This window comes from Veillonellales bacterium, assembly GCA_039680175.1.
GTDB lineage: Bacteria > Bacillota > Negativicutes > JAAYSF01 > JAAYSF01 > JBDKTO01.
Genome location: JBDKTO010000025.1, coordinates 65,815 through 87,202 on the forward strand (window position 1 = coordinate 65,815; position 21,388 = coordinate 87,202).

The window sequence follows — 21,388 nt, forward strand, 5'->3', positions numbered from 1 at the left end:
CACTTGATTGACAGTGGCATGGCATTACAAGATAAACAAGCATTAGAAAAATATCTCGATTTATTGTTTGGACGTCATAATGAGAAAGGTAATATTTTTTTATTGGAGCGATCGGCGTTTAGTGATAATTATAATAATGGTAAAGGAAATCGACAAATTATTAAGCCATTGCAGATATCGGAGATTATAGCGCATATAGAAGACGAAGGTTTTGCTCATGATTTTTCTATATCTCCTGCTATTTATGCTGGTAATTTCCGTTCGCATGATATGGTTTCAGGTTTATATTGCTTTTGGGCTGAGTTTGATTATGGTACGGTAGGTCACAAAAAACGTGACCTACCCTTTGCAAGCAAAGACGAGTGCAAAAGTATGATAAAAAATAATTATATAAGGGCAGAGTTGAATCCTAACATTATTATGAATAGCGGTCATGGTATTCATTGCTATTGGCTGGTAGGTAGCAATCTGATTGGACAGCAGACAAAAAAGCAAATAGAGCAGGTTAACGAATGGTTGTTTCAAATTGGAATTGGCATCAACCGGAATTATTATAATGAAGTCAAAAGCATAACAAGTTTGATGCGTTCGCCTTACCCGGCAGTGAATCGGAAAATAGCAACCAGTCCGGTTAGGACGAAGATGATATTTACGAAACAACCTATATATTCCCTGCCCTTCATCAGAAACAAAATTATTTCTCATATTATGAAAAAACGGAAAAGCAAAAATACTGCATTCCTAAGAACCAAAAAATATAATGGCTGTAAGGCCGCCATACCATTCTTGCGTAGCGGCGATATTGGCCTAGTAGAGGCAGATACAGCCTTTATGGCATGGCTTAGTGATAGTACTGATTTATCTTACTATAAAAGCAACCTTTATGGATTTGATAGCACAAGCGCGAAAGAGGCGTGGATATTTAAATATCTATATTTGTGTAAGCTTGATGTACAAGATATTTATGATTTTTGTGACCAATATATGGATAGGCGGTATCATATGTTTCGAACAAGAAGAAATATGTCAGATCGGTTAAAGCGCATACAATATGAAATTAATTTAGCTTTACACCGCAATACATTTCCTAAAAAAATAAAATATGAACACAGGGGGATTTTATAATGAATAACGATAATAAAAAGAAAAATTTAGCAAAATTAAAGGCTTCTCTTCGGAAGGCAAATTTTATCAAACAGTTTAATGGGGCAAATTTAATTATGATTGCGCTCATGCTTAATTGGTTTCGAAAATTTGGACATTTATTCTTCGAAAATGATTTTAAATTCGTGAACAATGTTCTTTATGGTTGGAACGGTATCCGTTGGGAAAATGGTAAGGATTTAGTTGGAAGTTATATTTTTAATAAAATGGATCAATTGGCTGACACAACGGTGCCATCTAAGCAAATTCCTGAGATAGTTAAAATTGCCAAGAATAAAAAGCAATTTGTAAGTGAAGATTTATGGCAGTGGAATGCCGACTTTGATAAGAGAGTAATTGTAACCTTTCAAAATGGAACATTATTGCTTGATCTCGGCCAGAAGAGTCATCAATTTTATCTAAATCAATTTGATCCAGATAACAATGCGGTGTATGCAATCCAATACGATTTTCAGGATGAATTTCTGACTAATCAATACTGGAAAAATAGCTTTGTTGGCAAGTATCTAACGGATTTTTACAGTGATGAAGATCGACAGTATTTACAGCAATTTTTGGCCTCCATTTTAATTCCTCAGTATCAACCCCAGCAGGGGCTAGTTATTCTGGGTGATGGTGGAGATGGTAAAGGTGTGTTAATGGGAGCATTGAAAAAGATATTCGGAAAAGTGGTTACTGAACTTAGTGTATCAAAATGGACAGGAAACCATGAGACGGCAACGCTGGTAGGATCGTTATTAAACATAACGAGTGAGGCTCCTTCTCGGGAAATCAGTTTGGATACATGGAAATCAATTATTGCTTGTGATAATTTGACAATTGACCCTAAATATAAAACACCGTTTAGTTATAAACCGTTTTCTAAACAGATTATGACGGTAAATCAGTTGCCGAAAATTGCAATTGATAAAGCAGTGTTGCGTCGTATGCCCGTTATTAGGACTTGTCAATCAACAGCCTCAAAAAACCGTAGTGAATCATTTAGAATTCGGTTCGAGAAAAATATAGATGCGCTAATTTCGTTTATGCTGCATGGCTTGTATCTATTAAAAGCAAATAATTTCAGAGAAATCTCAGGAACGGGCGTATTAAGGGATGCCCTTATTTACCAGAATGAGTCCACTCTTGTGGAATTTGTTGAAATGTGTCTGGATATTACAGAAAGCGAAACTGATTTTAGTAGCTCATCTGATTTATTTTCGACTTATGAACTATGGCGTGTAGATCATGGACAAGGGTCAAAGGATATTATCAAAAGCACTTTTAGTAAAAAGCTTAATAATTTATTAATAACTTTAGAAAAAAAGAGCAGAAGTGGCAGTAAAAAAGTAGCAGGAAAATCGGTGCGTGGCTTTGGGGGCATTGTCATTCGAAGTGAATGGCGACAAAAGCTCTTAGAAGAAGAAAAAAGGAATAAACTATTTAAAGAGACAGGAAGGTAGGGAAAACAGTGGTTAATGGCTCAACAAGCGCTGATGAATCAGTTGCGGTTGAGCCATTGCTTTTTATTTTGAAGGTTACAGAGGAGTTACGGATGGGGTTACAGATATAATTTTGTTTATTTTCTAGTGTAAGTATAAAGAGAATAGAGTTACTCTTAAATAATAAAAAAAAATATATAGAGATATAAAATAAAGATTTATATAAGGGTGTGTATACTGTAACTGCTGTTTTTTCTTGTGTAAGAAAGGGGTTTGACGGAAGTTTGGCGGCGACAGTATTTTATTATGAAGGCAGGATATTGGGATATGGTTTGACTTATTTCATTAAATAATTATTTTTTAATACTGCTGCTATATAGTACGTTGAGAAATTATGAACTGATGCTAAAAATGTAAAGGATGGGTTGATGTCATGGCAAGTATTGAAATGAGAGCGGGGTTATTTTAAAAAAGTGCCTTGGAAAATTTAATCGTGCTGGATTTATTAATAGGGGGAAATTATCCGTGATAATCATTATCAGTGGCTGCGCCACGGGTATGGATAATAGAACCTTCGCTGCGCTTCGGTTCTTGTGCAAGGGTTAACAGTCAGCTAGAAGCTTGCTTCTCAAAAGAAAGCAACGATCTGCAAGCTTGTCTTGCAGACTATTTGAGCGTAGCGAAAATAGTATATATCTAGAAAAGAAGATATATAGAGAAAAGTATATATAGAAATGAGTGCACTCTCAGATTATTCCAAATGCACTTCTGGATTATTTGGAATGCACTTCCAGATTATTATATGAAAATCGCAGGTGCTAATTTGGCGGTATACCCAAATGCACCTGCAGATTATTTTTGTGGAGCTATTATAAAGTCTTCGGGTTGATGTATCTATATTACAAATGAAACAAATGTTTCGTTGGTAGTTTCGAAGTGGGAGGAATAGATATGTCGACAAAATTAATTCATGTGGATGCTGAATTGGTAAAAAAATTAAGAATTGCTGCTGCGATCAAGAATATTGGGATGCAACAGGCGGCGAATGAGGCTTTAGAGCAATATATTCAGGCAAACGGGGTGGAGCAATATGAAACAACGACACCTTAAAATGCCGTATAAGTTATTAGAGCTAAACATATCGAATCATGCAAAGTATGTATATATGGCATTGTTGCATTTTCGCAATAAGACAAGTAAGAAAATAAAAGTTTCACTGGCAAAAGTATCGGAGGTAACTGGACTTAAAGGCCGGCAGTTAACAAATCACATTAATACGCTTATTCAATATAAAATTATATCGCGGAAGCAAAATAAACATATTAGTGGAGAATATTGCTGCAATATCTATACGATTTTGTGTGAGGAAACTTACTTTGCAGAAATACCTTGGGAAATTGCCTATAATGATGCGTTATCAGTCAATGCTAAAATTGGATATTGTATCATGAAGCGATTTACCGATTTAGACAAGAAAAATTTTATTTGCTACATGACGAAAAGCGAACTGGCTGAAAAGGTGGGATGCTCGGCTAATGAAATAGACAAGATAAAGCGAAATCTGAAAAATGTTGGATTAATTGAATATGAGCGTAATAGCAATAAAATAACATTGGTATATGAAGAAGCGTTAGAAGAGGAACTCAGTTGTGAAATCAAGCAAGTAGTCCGTAATAAAAATAAGGTGAGCCGGAATGAAAATCATTCGACTGTTTTTTAAAGATACAAAAAGCATAATAACTACATCTATAGAGGAAATTGCCAATGAATGTACGGATAAACCTAGTGAAATGGAAATAATGCGGGCACTTGAGGAAATGGAGGGGGATAATGAAATTGCGATTGTGCCAACACGTAAAGGATATTTATAAATCCATTTTACAGTAGGGGCACTTGCCAGAAAAAATGGCGAAATCAGCAGCGAAACGCTACAGGTGACACTTAAATCACGAGTAAAAAATTAGGCTTTTTCAGGATACTATAATAGTGACTTTTGACAGTGAATTGCCAGAGGTCAATTTTCTCATTTAAAATAGATTTATCTGGATCATATAAAAACTATCATAATTACATGAAATCACGATTATATTGAAGCTGGTGCGAAAAATAATAATTATATTAATAGCATGTAAGATATGACGAAAGTAACAGAAGTACATTCTGTTACTTTCACTAAATACCCACGAATATAGGCAGTATAAGGCTTTGTATAACATTTATACCAGTTTCCATACAGACCGTTTACGCTGAATGTAATACAATATATAATACCAATAAAAGGAAGTACATTGGCGGAAGGGGTGCTGATATGGAACTGGTGGAACCAATTCGAAACAAAAAGCAGATTGATGCTTTAAAAAAGTATTTACGAGGTCAGAATATCAGGGATTACTTGCTTTTCGTACTGGGGATTAATTCAGGACTTCGCATTTCCGATTTGCTCAAATTAACGGTGGAAGATGTGCAGGGACAGGATCGAATCAGTGTTAGGGAACAAAAAACTGGGAAGGCAAAAGATTTTCCTTTATCGGAAACCTGTAAAAAGGCCATTCATGAATATCTTAAAGCGACAGGAGTCAAGGCGGGTTATTTGTTTTCCGGTAGAAAAGGTACTCACCCAATAACTCGCATTCAGGCATATCGCATTTTAAATGAAGCTGCACAGCGTGTTGGCATCAAAGAAGCGATAGGGACTCACAGTTTACGAAAAACATTTGGTTATCATGCGTATCAAAATGGCATTGACATTACTCGTATCCAGAAATTGCTCAACCATTCAGCACCAAGTGTAACGTTGGCATATATTGGGATAACTAAAGAAGAACTAGACAATGTTTACATTTCATTAAATTTATAAAAACGTTTTGAACGATTTTATATGGGAGGGTTTCTATTGCTGACACAAAAGGAATATCAAGCATGGATTGAATATGTTAGGGAAAATCATTTTCCACTTTCAGATATTGTAGTTGATGATATAAATAACTGGCGTAATCGATCGGTACTGGCAAGGGCATTGGTAAGAGTTAAAAAATATGCACCTGCTATCGAACTATTTAAATCAATACTAGATGTTGAAATACATACTGAGGAGAAAGATTGCTTTAGGCTTTCAGAGGTAGAAGATAAAGTCTGGTGCTTACAAGAATTGGCACTCAGCGTATGGCGTACAATTGGAAATCGTAGCGAGGCATTAACGTATATGGAAGAAGCACTAACACTTATTGCAACATATCCAACACAGTTTAATTTCTTAGATCGATGTGAAGTCTGGCGAGAAATCCAGGGCTTTATTTTTTTTACGTCCAAAGGAAAAAACAGAAAATAGGTAGGAGGAGGCAATAAATTTATTATTAAATAAGCTATTTTTAGTGAAGTGGTGATGCAGAGAACTCTTTTAGACGCAAAAGAAGTGTAAAAGGTGTAAAAAATTCACTATAAGTGTACTTTTACACTTGGAAGTGTAATATATAAATCCATTACCCAACTGCTTACAGGTGTCTGTGGTGAACCTGAGGGAATGATTGATAGCCAGCTATTTTGTTGGCTGTTTTTTATTGCTTTCGATGTTCGCTTGTGAAAAAACAATTTATAATAATAAAAACAAACGGGTGTTTGTAGTTGGGGGATGATATGATGCAGAGAGACTATGAAGCGGAATATCTTGATTTGGGAAAACACATTGCATTTTATCGGGAAAAGAGAAACTTATCGCAAGAGCAATTAGCAAAACGGGTGGATTGCACTCCTATCTATATACGAAAAGTCGAAGGGCAGAATGTAGCAACTAAAACAACGTTGAGTGATGTATGGGCAGTGAAGAAACTAGATTTTCTCTTTTCGATTGCTGATGCCTTGCAAATGGATGTAATTGCGTTTTTTAAGCCAATGACAGAAGAATACTTTCAAGAATATCGGCGGGATCACTAATGTTTACTGCGAAGCGATATGCGACAAGAGGAATTACGGAGAAACTGGGGCTAGATTTACAGCTCTTACTCTGGTCATTAATTGATAGAAGGAAAAAGACCGGAATTGAAGTGGATTATTTGCAGGTCTTTGAGCTATCTGTTATACAAAAAAATGGCGTTGCTATACAAAGTGTTATACATAAACAGGAAATTCCGCCAGCAAATGATATTTATTATTTTCCGTTATTGGTCGAAGAGCGAGTACAGGGTACAGTGTGGGCGATGGATAGTGAAGAATATTGCATGATGCTATTACCAGAGGAGTATTAGGATTACCTCTGTCAGGATGTTGACAGAGGTTCTACTTGATTCAATATACAAACAAAGGGAACTCTTGCTAAAAAACGTACTAATTTGGCAGGAGTTTTTTCTTTTTGTAGAAATTTATAAATAAGGGATATAATATCTTCTTTGTTGAAGGAGTACACAATGACTAACTTTTTTGAATTTGAAAACTGGCAATGCGAGCTACTTGAAAAACGGAAAAGAATACGAAATGATAATTTATCTAAATATGCTACAAAAGATTCGGATTTTATAATAAAATATCCACACAAAAATTCTGAAGATTATTGTAGGTCAAATTTTACGATTGATGTTGATCGAATATTACATAATATATTTTATAATCGTTATACGGATAAGACTCAAGTTTTTTCTTTTTATAAAAATGATGATATTACTCGAAGAAGTTTGCATGTTCAACTAGTGTCACGTATTGCTAGAACAATTGGACAATCACTGAACTTAAATTTGGACTTAATTGAGGCAATTGCTATAGGGCATGATATAGGACATACTCCATTTGGACATGTTGGAGAAAAGTATTTGAATGAAAAATATAATGAAAAAACAAGTCGATTTTTTAATCATAATGTTCATAGTGTTCGAGTTTTGCAAACTATTACTAATAGCAACTTAAGCTTGCAAACTTTAGATGGAATACTTTGTCATAACGGAGAAAAAGCTTTTTCTCATTACCAACCTATACTAATTTATGATTTCGATGAATTTGATAGGAAGATAGAAGCTTGTTACACAAACAAGGAAGAAATCGCAAAGTTAATACCATGTACGCTTGAAGGATGCGTAGTTAGAATTAGCGATATGATTGCCTACGTTGGAAAAGATAGACAAGATGCAGCTCGCACTAGAAAATATCATAAAGATACGTTTAAGTATAATGCTGTATTGGGGACAAGCAATAGCGAGATTATAAGAAATATGATTACAAATGTTGTGAAAAATAGTTTGGATCAAAATTTTCTTAAGATCAATGATGAAGTTTATGAGGATTTTCGTAAATTAAAGGAAGAAAATGATAAACTAATATATCGTGATCCGGAAGTTAATGATGAATATGATAACAAAATTAAGCCAATGATGTTCAATTTATATGAAGAGCTATTAAATGATATAAATGAAAAGAATTATGAGTCACCAATATTCAAGCATCATATTAATTATTCAATTTTGTATAATTTTTATAGAAATAGAGAACGGGGTTATTTACAAATTGAACCTAATGATGTTGTTGTAGATTATATTGCAGGTATGACGGATGATTATTTTATTGACTTATACTCATTTCTATTTTCCGAAAGCAAACTAACTGTAAAATATAAGTCATACTTTGAAGATTACATAAATTGAGAAAAGCTTATATAAAAAAGGTTTGGATTGCATAAGAAGCACCTAAAATTACAACCTTTGTCAGCAATTTGACAGAGGTTCATTTTTTTGCATAAAAATAGCCTGAACCGTTTACGCAGGGTGGGATAGAGGATACGATAAATACAGGTAAGTTTACATAATTAGAAGGTGAATGCGTGAAGAACGTAAAAGCAATAACTCCGAGATGTGGTATATGTGGCAAATTGTATTCATTAAAGAATGATGACGGCTCTGGCTTATGTATGTCGTGTAGACCAGAACATAGCCAGTCGATTCTAACGATGAGACATAGATTAAAAAGAAAAATAGTGATGGAGGTAGGTAAAACCATGGTCGATGATTTTGACAGAGAAGAACTGAAAGCCTATGAGGTAGAAGCGGTACAGGAAGTACAAGAAACAGAAGCGGTACAAGAAAACATCGATGCTTCTATTTCTATTGGCGATGCTGCTGAAACTCAAGAAGTCGAGAAAAAAGAATTAAAAATCGAAGACATCATTGAGCCAGGACGGTATGGGATTAGCAACAGCCAAATGATTCCGGCGATGAAAAAAGCCATTGCGGAAGGTTCAATTGAGAAATTGGCATTACTGAAAAACTCCTATCTCTATACTTTTGACCGATCCATACGCTATTTAAAGAAAACAGAACGTGAGTTTATCGCCAAGAACAACATTTAGAGTGATTTTGAAAAATAAATGCTAACATTTGAGGCCCTTTTCAGTTAGATACTTCAAAAACTGAGAGGGGTCACATTTTTATGCAACTACAAATTATTGTTAAAGAAAAAAATAAGCCATCCAGAAAGGCATTACAAGCATTTAATCAATCTGTTTTTGAAGTGGTCAAACGGCATCAACAAAATGGAGAACAAATTGAGGAAGGAGTAACTTCTAATGAATAAAAAACAGGGTGATATTAAACATGTGGCAATCTATTTACGGAAGTCCAGGGATGAAGGAGAGTACGATGATGTGCTCTCCAAACATCGTGATACGTTAACAGCCATTGCAAAAACTCAAAATTGGACATATCGATGCTATGAAGAGATTGGCTCAGGTGAAAGTATCGCCAAACGCCAAAAGATGCAACAGCTATTAACTCATGTGGATGAAGGATATTATGATGGCGTACTTGTTATGGATATTGACCGCTTAGGTCGTGGGGAACATGCTGATTGGGCTAAAATATGCGAAGCATTTCTTTATTCAGATACCTATGTTATCACGCCACAAAAGGTATATGACTTATCCGAAGAACAGGATGAAATGTTTTTTGATTTCCAGGCAATATTTGCTAAGATGGAATACAAAATGATTAAAAAACGAATGAAACAGGGTAAAGTGGCGGGTGCTAAAAAAGGAATGTGGACGAATGGCAGACCGCCATATCCATATGTATATAATCCCAAGAATAGACAGGTTGAAGTCGATGAAGAAAAACGGAAAATATACCGGATGATTATTGATAAATTCCTGAGTGGTATTAGCGCACAAAAATTATCGGAATGGCTGAACCGCTGTAAAATTGCCCCACCCTATGCAGGAACCCGCAATAAGCATGGCTGGTCAAATAATAGTGTAGTTCGGTTATTAATTAATGAAATTCATCTAGGGTACGTCATTTATGGTAAGACGCGTAATATTCGTGGCTCAGTTAAGCTGGTAGAAAAAGAAGATTGGATTAAGGTCAAAGGGACTCATGAACCGTTAAAGACGGAAGAAGAGCATGAATTGATAGTAATGAAGATTGCTCAAAACAATATTATTCCGAAGAAAACCCGCAATGGAATGTTGCCATTATCGGGACTGATATATTGTGCTAAATGTGGTCATGCTATGCAATTTGTCCGTTCGAAAAGAAAAGAGGGAAGCTATTGGACGGCGATATGCAAGTATGTTCATCCTGACGGAACGAGATGCAGTCAAAAAGGGAGAAAATTAGATGTTGCTTTTTATCATGCATTATATAGCACGATTACCAAAATTGATGAAGAAACGGTCGAGATGATTGATGAAACCAATGGACAGTATGTTGAAATAGAAGCATTATTGGAAGTGCGACAAAAAGAACTAAAGCAGGCAGAACAGGCAATAGAAAAACTATTTGAGTTGTATGAAGAGGGGACGATATCAAAACAACGGTTTTCAGATCGAATCGCCATTTATGATAACAACAAGAAAGAGGCGCAGGAGGATATTGAAAAATATCGCCAGATATTGGCTGCTAACAATGATATAGTGACGCTGGATAGCATTCAAGATAAAGTGAGCGAGTTTAAAGAGTCATGGAGTAAGGCGGCAACGGCAAGTGAGAAGAATAAGGCTTATAGGCTGTTGATTGATAAGATTGTATATGACAGGGAAGAAAATGGGGTGACGTTGGAAGTTTTGTATAAATAAATTGATATGAGTAATAAAAAGGGAACTCCTGCTAAATTTTGTATTAATTTGGCAGGAGTTTCCTTTGTTTGCATGGAAATTTATTAATTAGAAGATTAGAATAGTGAGAAAATGATTAACTGAATTTGTCCGCGCTAATATTGATTCATGATGAGTTGTCAAAAGGAAAAATAACACTAAATTTCGCATTTTTATTCTCCACTTTGTACACGATACAACGGAGGTTATGTAATGGAAGAAAAAGCTCAAGAAATTATAAGGTTTTGTAATAGCTGTTATTATGTTGGTGGTAACGATTGGCTAAAAGAGTTTTGTGAAAAAAAGGATACTGAAGAATGCATGCTCTGTATTAATTTTAAAGATAAATTAAAAGAATATGAGGAAATAAAGGACAAAATACGTATTCATTTACAAAATTATTTACAGTTAGACAATGTGAGCTTCCTTTTTGGAACAGGAGCATCATTACATTTAGGAACTACATCTATTAGACGTTTCCCCAAAGCAATAGAGGACAAGATTAATGGCGATGACTCGATTTCAGACTTATTTAAAGAGTTAATCAAGCAGTATCAGAAAAGTGAAGAGATAAGACGAAACAAGAGTGAGATTGATGTTCCACTAGAGGATTTCTTGAATTTTTTACTTGCGTTACAATATATTGGTGAGAAATCTAAGGACATGGGGATGGGAAAACCGTGGAAAACTGAACAGTTAAGTACTCTAATAATAACTATTAAGCAGGCATTATTCACTCTTTGCGATTTGGACGATATAAAAGAAAACTGGTTTACCAGTAACCCCGAGAACACTGAATTTATATTAGAGATGGAATCATACGGAAAGTACTGTTATCATAAGCGATTTATTAAGTCTTTATTGCAACGACCGCTAAATTTACGGAGAGCGAATATATTTACGACTAACTATGACTTAGCATTTGAGAATGCTTTTGATGAATTGGGAGTTTACTACATAGATGGATTCTTCGGATTTCATAAAAGGGCATTTAGACCCGAGAGTTATGATTATGACTTATATTATCCTGGGACAGCAACAGAAGGAAAAGTAAGACGAACGGAACGAGTAATTAGATATTTTAAACTTCATGGTTCTATAACTTGGGTTAATGATGAGGCATCGGAGTTCAACCAGTATGGTCTAGTCGAAAAGCCGATTGAGATAATCAGGGATAAGCCTGAATTAACTGGGAACCTGATGATTTATCCTACATCTCACAAAAAAGGATATACACTTGATTTCCCGTATTCCGAGTTATTTAGGCAGTTTGCCACAACCATAACTCAGCCCCAGTCAGTGCTCTTTTGTATTGGTTATAGCTTCTATGACGAACATATAAATGATATTATAAAGCAAGCATTAGCAATCCCGAGCTTTACGCTTGTTATAGTGGATTGGGACGGAACGGTCAATGAAGAAATTAAGAAGTTGAAAAACTTATGCGATCCGAGAATTATTATCTTAGAGGGGGAGTATTTAGGAGACTTCAAGATTTTTGCGAAAGACATAATGCCGAACTTCCACGATATAGACATAAGGGAGAAAGTAGTTACAACCCTTAAGAAGTTATATCGTAGAGAAGCTAAAGAGGATGAGGAATAATATGTTTGATAGAAATATTGGGAGGGTCGTTAGTGTAGATAGCTTCAGGATAATTATTGAGCTAGAGAAGGATATTAAAACTTTATATAAAAGCGGCTATCAAGACATCTATGAAATCGCTCGAATAAATTCGTATATAATTCTTCCTGTTGGTGCTGACAAAATTGTAGCTTTAATCACCAAGGTAAAAATCAACGATGAAACAGAAATTGAAGCTACAACCGGGGCTATATCTCTACCTAAGGCTAGGCGGTTTATAGTTGCCACTATGATAGGAACTATAGACGGTTCGGGGAAGTTTTTGCAAGGAGTCTATAATTTTCCTATATTGGACAACCCTGTTTGGTATGTGATGAAAGAAGACTTAGAATTGATTTTTGACCAGAGGTTCAAAGGCGAAAACATAGATTTCAAAAAGGATTACTTTCTGTCGATTGGTACTTCACCAGTATTTTCAGGATTTAAAATAAAAATTAACCCAGATAAGTTCTTCAGTAAGCACGCCGCTATTTTGGGTAATACAGGTTCTGGTAAGTCATGCACGATTAGTACGATATTTCAATCAATTTTTCAAGGTAGCTATAAATCTGATGGTGTGGAGAAGAAAGCTTCGAACGCTCACATTATCATTTTTGATACGAATGGAGAATATAAAAAGGCGTTTCAATTTTTGAATAAGGAAATAAGAGCTAGGGTAAATACGTTTACAATTGGTAAGGATGGACTAAAAGTCCCTTATTGGTTCATGAACTACAATGATTTTGATTATTTATTTACTCCCTCGGAACAAACGCAGGCTCCAATATTAAAAAAAGCTATTTCTCTTGCTAGGATAGGTGAGAAATCTGCGGAAGAGAGTGCTTCAGTTTTAGATGAGCCAATTATAAGTAAAATAAGCCAATTGCGAGAATGTCTACAAAAAAATGACTTTACGCTATTTGCTTTTTTGAAAAATAGATTAGCCGATATTATAGAAGCTACAGGAAAAAATGACAACCAGTATGTTCAGGCAATTCACCAGATATTAGCGACATCCTTAGCAACCGAGGCCCAAAAACTTAGCTTCAATAAGATGGGGTATCATTGTGGTGGCGATATCGCCTTAACCGTTATTATTGAAGTGATTAAAGTAATAGACGAAAATCTTAATCAACTATTGGTAGAAACTGGCGGAAAGGGTCTTTCCAATGATTGTGACATAGATGTTCCGAAGTATTTTAGCTATCAACAACTATTTGTGAATTGTATCGATGCTGCTATAAATGAAATTGGGGTTTCGCATTCTAAATATCAAGAGTATTTGTCTAGTCTTAGATTGAGACTCTCTAGTTACTATTCAGATGAACGAGTTAGTATTCCGTTCATGATGAGAGAAAGTGAATTTCCATACGCACTTTCAAGCTTTTTACAATATATCACTGGTATACTAACTGATTCTATGGGTGGCAATATTTTCACTAATTACCGACATAATCAAGACGGAAAAGAATTCATAAATGTCAGTCAGCCCAATAATATTAGCCAAGTGACAATTCTAGATATGTCTTTGTTACCTTATGAAGTACTTGAAAACATGACTGGATTGATTGGCCGATTAATAATCGAATTTCTACAACGGATTGAAAAAGTTGATGAATATAAAGATAAACGAGGGCAATTTCCTGTCGTTTTAGTCTTGGAAGAAGCGCAGAATTACATTCCTGAAATTAATCAAAATAAAGATAGAGTATCTATCTCAAAAAGAGTTTTTGAAAGAATTGCAAGAGAAGGTCGAAAGTACGGATTGTCATTAATTATTTCTTCGCAAAGACCTTCGGAGCTATCAAAAACGGTCTTGTCTCAATGCAATACGTTCATCGTACATCGTCTTCAAAATCCTGAAGACCAAAAATATGTACGCGAATTAGTTTCTTCCGCAAATGAGGATATATTAAATCAGTTACCAATACTTCCTCAGCAGCATGCAATCATAATGGGCGATGCTGTTAGAAGTCCTGTACAGGTAAGAATGTTTGATACAAATCCCAAGCCTGATAGTGATGACCCTAATTTCTTTGATAACTGGATTAACGGAAAAGCTGACGATATTGACTTTGAAAAGGTAGCACGGAGATGGTTAGATAAGGAAGAATGAAATAGTTTTGAGTTAGAAAGGGGAAATGGATAACACGATGTATATGACATTTAGATGATTTGGAATATGTTTCTCTTAGAAGAAATTTGATGGTATGTTAGCGAGCGAGCAGAATAAGGCTTATAGGTTATTGATTGATAGGATTGTATATGACAGGGAAGATAATGGGGTGACGCTGGAGGTTTTGTACAAATAAGGTCTGGATAAGATAATAATAGGAAACTCCTGCTAAAATTTGTATTATTTTGGCAGGAATTTTACTTTTTTATGGGAAATATTACATTAGGGGAAATGAAATTATGTGGGACTGAATCAATGGGAAGAACCATTCCATGCGATTCTGGTATGTATTTATTGATTCAAATTTAAAAATCGAGATTGTAACTGTTTAGCTATGTGCTAAGGAGGAATATAATATGGATGCAATTCCATTAAAACAGCCGTCCAAACCCATAAATGCGAGTGTGGTCTTTGACTCAAGCGTTGATCCGTTGGTTCGTCTTAGAACAATTTCAGAAGATGAATTTGAGGACATTACTTGCGAATGGGCATATAGCTGCTTATCAGAAAGAGAAGAATACTTTGATGTTGTTCAATTGGGTGGTTCACGAGATTCTGGAAGAGACTTGGTTGCTTATTTGGACCAAACAAAGTTGAATTTTGATATTTTTCAATGTAAAAGGTATAAAGATCCTCTAACTCCAGGTGTATATATGACAGAATTCGGAAAATTATGTTATTATACGTTCATCCAAGAGTATAGGATACCCAGAAAATATTTTATTGTCGCGAGTTATGGAATTGGGCAAAGTCTAAGGAAATTAGTTGAAAATCCAGAAACAATTAACGATGTGTTAATTAGAAATTGGAATGCATGTTGTGCAAAAAAGAAAAAGATCACAGATAAAGGAGTACCATTGACTCCTGAACTGAAAACATATATAGAGCAATTTGATTTTTCGATTATTTCCGAAGTTTCGCCAGTTAGATTAATAGAAGAGTTTTCGTCAACTCCGTGGTTTAAATATCATTTTGGTGGAGGATTAAAGAAACGTCCTATTGTGCAACAACCACCGGAGCAGGTTGGTGTTGAAGAACAAACTATGCCATATGTGCAACAATTATTATCTGTATATGGTGGACATGCAAAAGAAGATATTCCAACAATTGAAGTCCTGAAAAATAAAAAACAGTTACATTCACATTTTAAGAGACAACGTGCTTGTTTTTATTCAGCTCAATCGTTAAAAAGGTTTGCTCGTGATGAACTAATCAATGATGATGCTTATTTGCAAATAAAAACAGATATATATCATGGAGTTGTTGACATATGTGAAAAATCGTATGAAGATAGTTTTGATCGTGTTAATGGTACTATTAACAAAGCACAGTTACTTTCAGTTGCTAATGAAGAATTGAAAAACGTTAGCATAATGGATAAAAGCGGGATTTGTCATGAACTTGTTAACGATGAGGAGCTGAAATGGATTTATGATAAAGATAAATAATGTTCATGTTTTTAATACTCCAGAAGAAATTGGTGTCAGAATATTGTTTGTTTTGTCAGAATGCCAACATAAAATGAGCTTACAAAGACTGATGTATTATGATTATCTTTCACTGCATCTTAGCGATATTAATGCTGAATATATAAGTTTACATCCTTCTAATCCTCATCATTCTTCTGAAATAGCTGTTAAACGCGAAATTATTAGAGATGGCATTAACCTTATGATCAATAGAGGACTCATGAATGTTAGGTATACAAGGCAAGGAATATTCTATGAAAGAAATCAAATAACGGATAACTTTACAAAGATGTTTGATAGTAGTTACTCCAGTCAATATAAAGCTAACATATCAATAATAAAGCAGAAATTTTTAAGCTTTTCGGATAACGCTTTGTATAAATTTGTTTCTGATAATATAGGTAATTGGGCGGGAGAGTTTGAACAAGAACGCTTCGTAAGGACTGATTTTAATGATTAACTATGGATTTAATTTGAAAAAATTAGTTGTCAGAGGTGAGGGAAAAAAAGATGCTATCTTGACTTTTGATAAAGGACTAAATGTTGTGGCTGGTGCATCAGATACAGGTAAATCCTTTGCGTTCGAATGTATTAACTATGTTTTAGGAGCAAGGGATATACCATCTAAACCAAATGAAGCTAATGGATATGATATGGTTTTTCTGGAAATCGAAAATAATGGAAATAAACAGATTTCGACGTTGCAGCGTAGTTTAAATGAGATGGAAAAAAGTAAAATCTATCATATATTTTCTGATATTGATAACATCAGAAACGGCAATACTGAAATATTATCAAGTAAACATAATGCTAAAAACAGTATATCTAAGTTGCTTCTTGATTTATGCAACTGTAAATATGAAAATGTGTTATCGTCTGCTTCGAAAGGTAAAACCAGATCTTTTTCTTTTAGGGATTTTGTACATCTTACTATGCTAAATGAAACTAAAGTTGTTGGAAAAAATTCTCCAGTATATACATCCGATAGTAAAAAAGATCCTTCTAGAACTTCAGAGGCAACCGCCTTTCATACGTTGATTAGAGGTAATGATTATAAAAAATCTAATATTACTGAAAATCCAGAAATAGCTAGGGCTAAACTTAGAGGACAGATTGAAGAATTATATACTCTATGTGATACATTAAGACAAGAAATTAGCGATAGTATGCAGTATACTCACGGGAAAAATTATGACGACGTAAATTATAGCATAAACCATTTAAAGGCTATTGTTGAAGAAAAGAAAAAAATAATTGCAGTAGAAGAAAAAATATACCAAACCCTTAAGAATGAATGTTGTGCATTGTCAGAAAAGAAAGAACGCATTGAAGAAAATGCTAAGAAGTTTAATTTGCTTAAAAAAAATTATAATTCTGATATTGAACGCTTGGAATTCATTGAAGAAGCACATTGTTATACAGATCAGCTAGTCAGTATAAAATGTCCAATATGTCACTCATCAAACGAATTTTATAATGATATGGTATTGGCGGATAAATCAGTGTATTATATAGCTTTGGAAAAAGAAAAGAAAAAATTGAGTATGCAGTTATCGGATTTGCAGGATACCATAAATGATTTTTATAATGATATTATAATTCTGGATAAAGAAATTGAAAGTAAACAAAGTGAAATAGCGGCATCAGAACAGCGTATGACAACGGAACTAGCCCCGATTGTTACCAAGACGTTAGATGAATTAAAGCATCTTTTTGATATAAAAGAGTTCTTTATTAAAATTAATAACAATCGAGAGAGACTAGAATCGTTAAATAAGCGTATTAATGATCTTAATGACAAAATATCCACCCCGAAAACATCTGGTAATGTCACTGAAATAGAGCAGCTTCCAATGAAGTTGCTAGAAGCACTTTGTGATAACATACAAAATCTCTTATCTGAATGGAATTTTGAAAAATTAAATGTGAAATTTGATTTGTACAAAAATGATGTAATTGTTGGAGATAAAGAAAAATCTTCTTTTGGGAAAGGCGCTCGTGCGGTTATTAACACAGCTTTTATTATAGCTGCTATGCAATACTGCCTTAACAGAAATTTGCCACATCCTACATTTATCATAGTAGATTCACCATTAACTACTTATAAAGAAAAAGATAAGAAACAAGGAGAGATTAATGAGGAAGTTATAGATAATGTAAAACGGTCATTTTTCGAAAACTTATCAAAAATAAATAATGATTGTCAAATAATTATTTTTGATAATGTTGTTCCTCCAAAATCAGTTTCAAATATAAATTATCATCATTTTACTGGGAATGATGACATAGATAGGACCGGATTTATTCCTAAAAACTAAACTATGGGAGAAACTCATTTTAGAGAATGTACAATAATTGTGTTTCTGATTTCGGCATAATATTTAGTTTTAAACCTGCATGGACGAATTTTCCATGCAGGTTTTTTCTTATAAAGGGCAATCTAACCATATAAATTATTGGGAGGAATAGTCATGGAAAACAAGCCCTATTACGATCCGAAGACCAAGAATCACGATGTTAACAGTCGTAATACCAACAAGCCTAATCGCCTAATCCACGAAAAGAGTCCATATTTACTCCAGCATGCTTATAATCCAGTAGATTGGTATCCTTGGGGTGAAGAAGCATTTCAGAAAGCACAGAGGGAGAGTAAGGCTGTGTTTTTGTCCGTGGGCTATTCGTAGTGAAGCTAAAAATGAGTAAAGGATGTTACTTTTACCGACATGCCATTGGTGTCATGTTATGGAGCGGGAGTCATTTGAGGATGAGGAAGTTGCGGCCGTGTTGAACCGTGATTTTGTTTCCATTAAGGTAGACCGTGAGGAACGTCCGGATGTGGATCATATCTATATGTCTGTTTGTCAGGCAATGACCGGGCAGGGAGGGTGGCCTTTAACAATCGTTATGACTCCTGAGAAAAAGCCCTTTTTTGCCGGTACTTATTTTCCTAAAAGCAGCAAATGGGGCAGACCGGGGTTGCTGAATGTTTTATCTGCGATACAGGAACGCTGGCGCGATCATCGGCAAAGTATTTTAGATCTTGGGGAAGAAATTGCTGGCATTTTACGCAAGCAGGAGCAAAAGCCGCGTCAAGGTCAATTATCTCCTAAAATTGTGGAGGATGCTTTTCGGCAATTGGAAGATAGTTTTGAAGTACAATACGGCGGTTTTAGTCCGGCCCCTAAGTTCCCCGCACCGCATAGTATGATGTTCTTATTGCGGTATTGGCATCGGACAGGAAATCCTAAGGCGTTGGCAATGGTAGAAAAAACGCTGCAAGCTATGCAGCAGGGTGGGATTTACGATCACCTGGGATATGGTTTTGCCAGATATTCGACGGATGAAAAGTGGTTGGTGCCTCATTTCGAAAAAATGTTATATGATAATGCCCTGTTGTGCTGCACGTATTTAGAAGCCTATCAGTGTACCGGCAAATCATACTATGCCAGGATAGCCGATGAAATATTAACTTATGTGCTGCGGGATATGACCGATGGGCGGGGAGGTTTCTATTCGGCGGAAGATGCCGATTCGGAAGGAGAAGAAGGAAAGTTTTACGTTTTCACCAGAGAAGAAATTATGAGTGTCTTAGGCGGAGAGTCAGGAAAAATATTTTCCGACTATTATCATGTTACTCTTCAAGGCAATTTTGAGCATGGAACCAATATCTTAAATACAATTGACCGGAACACCGGCGATTTTGCCGCTCAAGTCGGAATGAGTGAGACCGAATGCAATCAGCTATTATGTGATGGACGGGCGAAACTGTTCCAATATCGTGAACAGCGGGTTCATCCCTACAAGGATGACAAAATATTGACTGCCTGGAATGGATTGATGATTGCAGCATTTGCCAAGGCAGGCCGGATACTTGATTCGGCTGCTTATGCTGAAGCGGCGCAGCGCGGACTTGAATTCATCATGGACAAGCTTATTGATGGAGAGGGGCGGCTGCTTGCCCGGTTTCGTCAAGGGGAAGCGGTTCATCCGGCCTATTTGGACGACTATGCTTTTTTATTATGGGCGTCATTGGAATTGTATGAGACTGTATTTTCACCGGCTTATCTGAAATGGGCTTTGGAATTGAGTGCTGAAGTGAAACGATTATTCTGGGATGAAGCGAATGGAGGATTTTTCTTCTATGGAGATGATGGGGAGCAATTGATTTCCCGGCCGAAAGAATTGTATGATGGCGCTATTCCGTCAGGAAATTCTGTTGCGGCCCTGGCATTATTAAAGCTGGCGCGAATGACAGAAAACAAGGAACTGATGGATATGGCGGCTCAGCAAATTCGGGCCTTCTCGGCAGAAGCAGGCAAGTATCCGAAAGCTTTTACCTTTTTTATGATGGCACTGGAATATTATTGGGCGCCATATAAAAAGATTGTTATCGCCGGGTCGAAGGATTCCGCTAATACCTGGACGATGCTGACAAGTCCGGGACGGTATTTCTCGCCCAATACCAGCGTGATTTATCATGATACAGACCAACCGGAATTGCTTAGTGCTATATTGCCGGACGTAAGTCAGCAGCCGGCATTAGAAGGCAGGCCGACTGCCTATATTTGCGAAAATTTTACCTGCCGAGCCCCTGTGACTGATATTAGCCGTTATCTGCAGGATCTACAGCAGACCGCAAACGCCAATTTTGCACAATAAATATATTGGTTAAAAATAAAATAAATAACAAATGCCCCGAAGTTCAGATAATAAACTTCGGGGCATTTGTTATTGTGTGTAACATGAATTTGATGGCATGTTCGTAATAGACACACACCATAAAAAGCGCAAGAACTTATTAATGGCCGCAGCAATTCTTAAACTTTTTACCGCTGCCGCAGGGACACAAGTCGTTACGGCCTATGCCGCCTGATATTTTTTCTTCGATCTCTCTTTCCAAAGCATCCTTTTTATCAATTACCGGTGCAAGAATTTCGCAGATAGCCATGGCACTTTTACCGGCCTCAGTAAGTGCGTCGGCTTGCTGCCAAATTTTTTTATTTATGTTGATATACTCGAGAACAAGTGGATGTTCTATTAATGGTTTTAGCATACTGTCTATTGGCTTGCCTTCAAATTTTGTCTTGTTGTCAATAATAAATAGCAGATTCTCTCCTCTTCCCCGAGGCGTAACATCCACCAGCTGCCCGTCGTCATTTACCCATACGGCCCAGAATTCAGCTTCGAGCATAACGTCCGGCCATTCCCAGATGGCCCAGCCGAATTGGAAGCTGCCACCGTCCTTTAACATCTTGAGGGCAACCATTTCGACGCAGTCTGCATCACTTGCAACCACCGTTTTATTATCTACAGGTATATAAACAGGCTGCTCGCCGGGATTAATTTCATAGCAAAGCTTTTCAATTTCTTTGGTCAGCTTTTTTGGTACTCTAATCTTCATGTGTTCCTCCCAATAGTATAATAGGCTTATTATAACAGCAAAAAGGCGGAAAGGAAATAAACCTGCTTA

The 21,388-nt window shown here is 35.8% G+C and carries 21 protein-coding genes; 20 read left to right on the forward strand and 1 reads right to left on the reverse strand.

Annotation, left to right across the window (positions count from 1 at the left end):
* The first annotated feature begins 3 nt into the window (after window positions 1-3).
* The 20 genes from ABFC84_04085 (at window position 4) to ABFC84_04180 (ending at window position 20,577) form a co-directional block, all read left to right on the forward strand.
* Window positions 4-1,125, forward strand: coding sequence for a hypothetical protein (locus ABFC84_04085; protein ID MEN6411933.1), 1,122 nt, complete (start codon window positions 4-6; stop codon window positions 1,123-1,125).
* Window positions 1,125-2,606 carry a DUF5906 domain-containing protein gene (locus tag ABFC84_04090; GenBank protein ID MEN6411934.1) on the forward strand — a complete coding sequence of 494 codons (1,482 nt, stop codon included), beginning with the start codon at window positions 1,125-1,127 and terminating at the stop codon, window positions 2,604-2,606. The genes ABFC84_04085 and ABFC84_04090 overlap by 1 nt, the downstream gene beginning before the upstream one ends.
* 930 nt (window positions 2,607-3,536) lie before the next feature.
* Window positions 3,537-3,695, forward strand: coding sequence for a hypothetical protein (locus tag ABFC84_04095; protein ID MEN6411935.1), 159 nt, complete (start codon window positions 3,537-3,539; stop codon window positions 3,693-3,695).
* Entirely contained in the window at window positions 3,676-4,305 is a 630-nt protein-coding gene (locus ABFC84_04100; GenBank protein MEN6411936.1) for a hypothetical protein, read from the forward strand. Before ABFC84_04095 ends, ABFC84_04100 begins: the two co-directional genes overlap by 20 nt.
* A complete protein-coding gene (locus ABFC84_04105) occupies window positions 4,280-4,456 on the forward strand; it encodes a hypothetical protein (GenBank protein ID MEN6411937.1) in 177 nt (58 codons plus the stop codon). The genes ABFC84_04100 and ABFC84_04105 overlap by 26 nt, the downstream gene beginning before the upstream one ends.
* Window positions 4,457-4,893: 437 nt before the next feature.
* Entirely contained in the window at window positions 4,894-5,442 is a 549-nt protein-coding gene (locus ABFC84_04110) for a site-specific integrase (protein ID MEN6411938.1), read from the forward strand.
* Window positions 5,443-5,478: 36 nt separating this feature from the next.
* Window positions 5,479-5,913, forward strand: a complete 435-nt coding sequence (locus ABFC84_04115) for a hypothetical protein (protein MEN6411939.1) — start codon at window positions 5,479-5,481, stop codon at window positions 5,911-5,913.
* Window positions 5,914-6,218: 305 nt separating this feature from the next.
* On the forward strand, window positions 6,219-6,515 hold the full coding sequence (locus ABFC84_04120) for a helix-turn-helix transcriptional regulator (GenBank protein MEN6411940.1): 297 nt from the start codon (window positions 6,219-6,221) through the stop codon (window positions 6,513-6,515).
* Window positions 6,515-6,826 (forward strand): DUF960 family protein, encoded by a 312-nt coding sequence (locus tag ABFC84_04125; protein MEN6411941.1) that lies wholly within the window; start codon window positions 6,515-6,517, stop codon window positions 6,824-6,826. Before ABFC84_04120 ends, ABFC84_04125 begins: the two co-directional genes overlap by 1 nt.
* Window positions 6,827-6,985: 159 nt before the next feature.
* A complete protein-coding gene (locus tag ABFC84_04130) occupies window positions 6,986-8,209 on the forward strand; it encodes an HD domain-containing protein (protein ID MEN6411942.1) in 1,224 nt (407 codons plus the stop codon).
* A 302-nt stretch (window positions 8,210-8,511) separates the two neighbouring features.
* Window positions 8,512-8,910: a hypothetical protein gene (locus tag ABFC84_04135; GenBank protein MEN6411943.1), complete on the forward strand. Its 399-nt coding sequence runs from the start codon at window positions 8,512-8,514 to the stop codon at window positions 8,908-8,910.
* An 80-nt stretch (window positions 8,911-8,990) separates the two neighbouring features.
* Window positions 8,991-9,134, forward strand: a complete 144-nt coding sequence (locus ABFC84_04140) for a hypothetical protein (GenBank protein MEN6411944.1) — start codon at window positions 8,991-8,993, stop codon at window positions 9,132-9,134.
* Window positions 9,127-10,632 (forward strand): recombinase family protein, encoded by a 1,506-nt coding sequence (locus ABFC84_04145; protein MEN6411945.1) that lies wholly within the window; start codon window positions 9,127-9,129, stop codon window positions 10,630-10,632. Before ABFC84_04140 ends, ABFC84_04145 begins: the two co-directional genes overlap by 8 nt.
* Window positions 10,633-10,863: 231 nt before the next feature.
* Entirely contained in the window at window positions 10,864-12,255 is a 1,392-nt protein-coding gene (locus ABFC84_04150) for an SIR2 family protein (GenBank protein ID MEN6411946.1), read from the forward strand.
* Window position 12,256: 1 nt separating this feature from the next.
* Window positions 12,257-14,389, forward strand: a complete 2,133-nt coding sequence (locus ABFC84_04155; protein ID MEN6411947.1) for a DUF87 domain-containing protein — start codon at window positions 12,257-12,259, stop codon at window positions 14,387-14,389.
* Between the two features lie 416 nt (window positions 14,390-14,805).
* Window positions 14,806-15,897: an ABC-three component system protein gene (locus ABFC84_04160; protein MEN6411948.1), complete on the forward strand. Its 1,092-nt coding sequence runs from the start codon at window positions 14,806-14,808 to the stop codon at window positions 15,895-15,897.
* Window positions 15,881-16,378: an ABC-three component system middle component 2 gene (locus ABFC84_04165; GenBank protein MEN6411949.1), complete on the forward strand. Its 498-nt coding sequence runs from the start codon at window positions 15,881-15,883 to the stop codon at window positions 16,376-16,378. Before ABFC84_04160 ends, ABFC84_04165 begins: the two co-directional genes overlap by 17 nt.
* Window positions 16,371-18,236 (forward strand): hypothetical protein, encoded by a 1,866-nt coding sequence (locus tag ABFC84_04170; GenBank protein ID MEN6411950.1) that lies wholly within the window; start codon window positions 16,371-16,373, stop codon window positions 18,234-18,236. The genes ABFC84_04165 and ABFC84_04170 overlap by 8 nt, the downstream gene beginning before the upstream one ends.
* A gap of 153 nt (window positions 18,237-18,389) precedes the next feature.
* Complete coding sequence (locus ABFC84_04175) at window positions 18,390-18,602, forward strand: DUF255 domain-containing protein (GenBank protein ID MEN6411951.1); 213 nt, start codon at window positions 18,390-18,392, stop codon at window positions 18,600-18,602.
* A gap of 22 nt (window positions 18,603-18,624) precedes the next feature.
* On the forward strand, window positions 18,625-20,577 hold the full coding sequence (locus ABFC84_04180; GenBank protein MEN6411952.1) for a thioredoxin domain-containing protein: 1,953 nt from the start codon (window positions 18,625-18,627) through the stop codon (window positions 20,575-20,577).
* 139 nt (window positions 20,578-20,716) lie between these two features.
* On the opposite strand, the gene ABFC84_04185 is transcribed toward ABFC84_04180, so the two are convergent.
* Window positions 20,717-21,319, reverse strand: coding sequence for an SEC-C metal-binding domain-containing protein (locus tag ABFC84_04185; GenBank protein ID MEN6411953.1), 603 nt, complete (start codon window positions 21,317-21,319; stop codon window positions 20,717-20,719).
* Window positions 21,320-21,388: the final 69 nt, after the last annotated feature.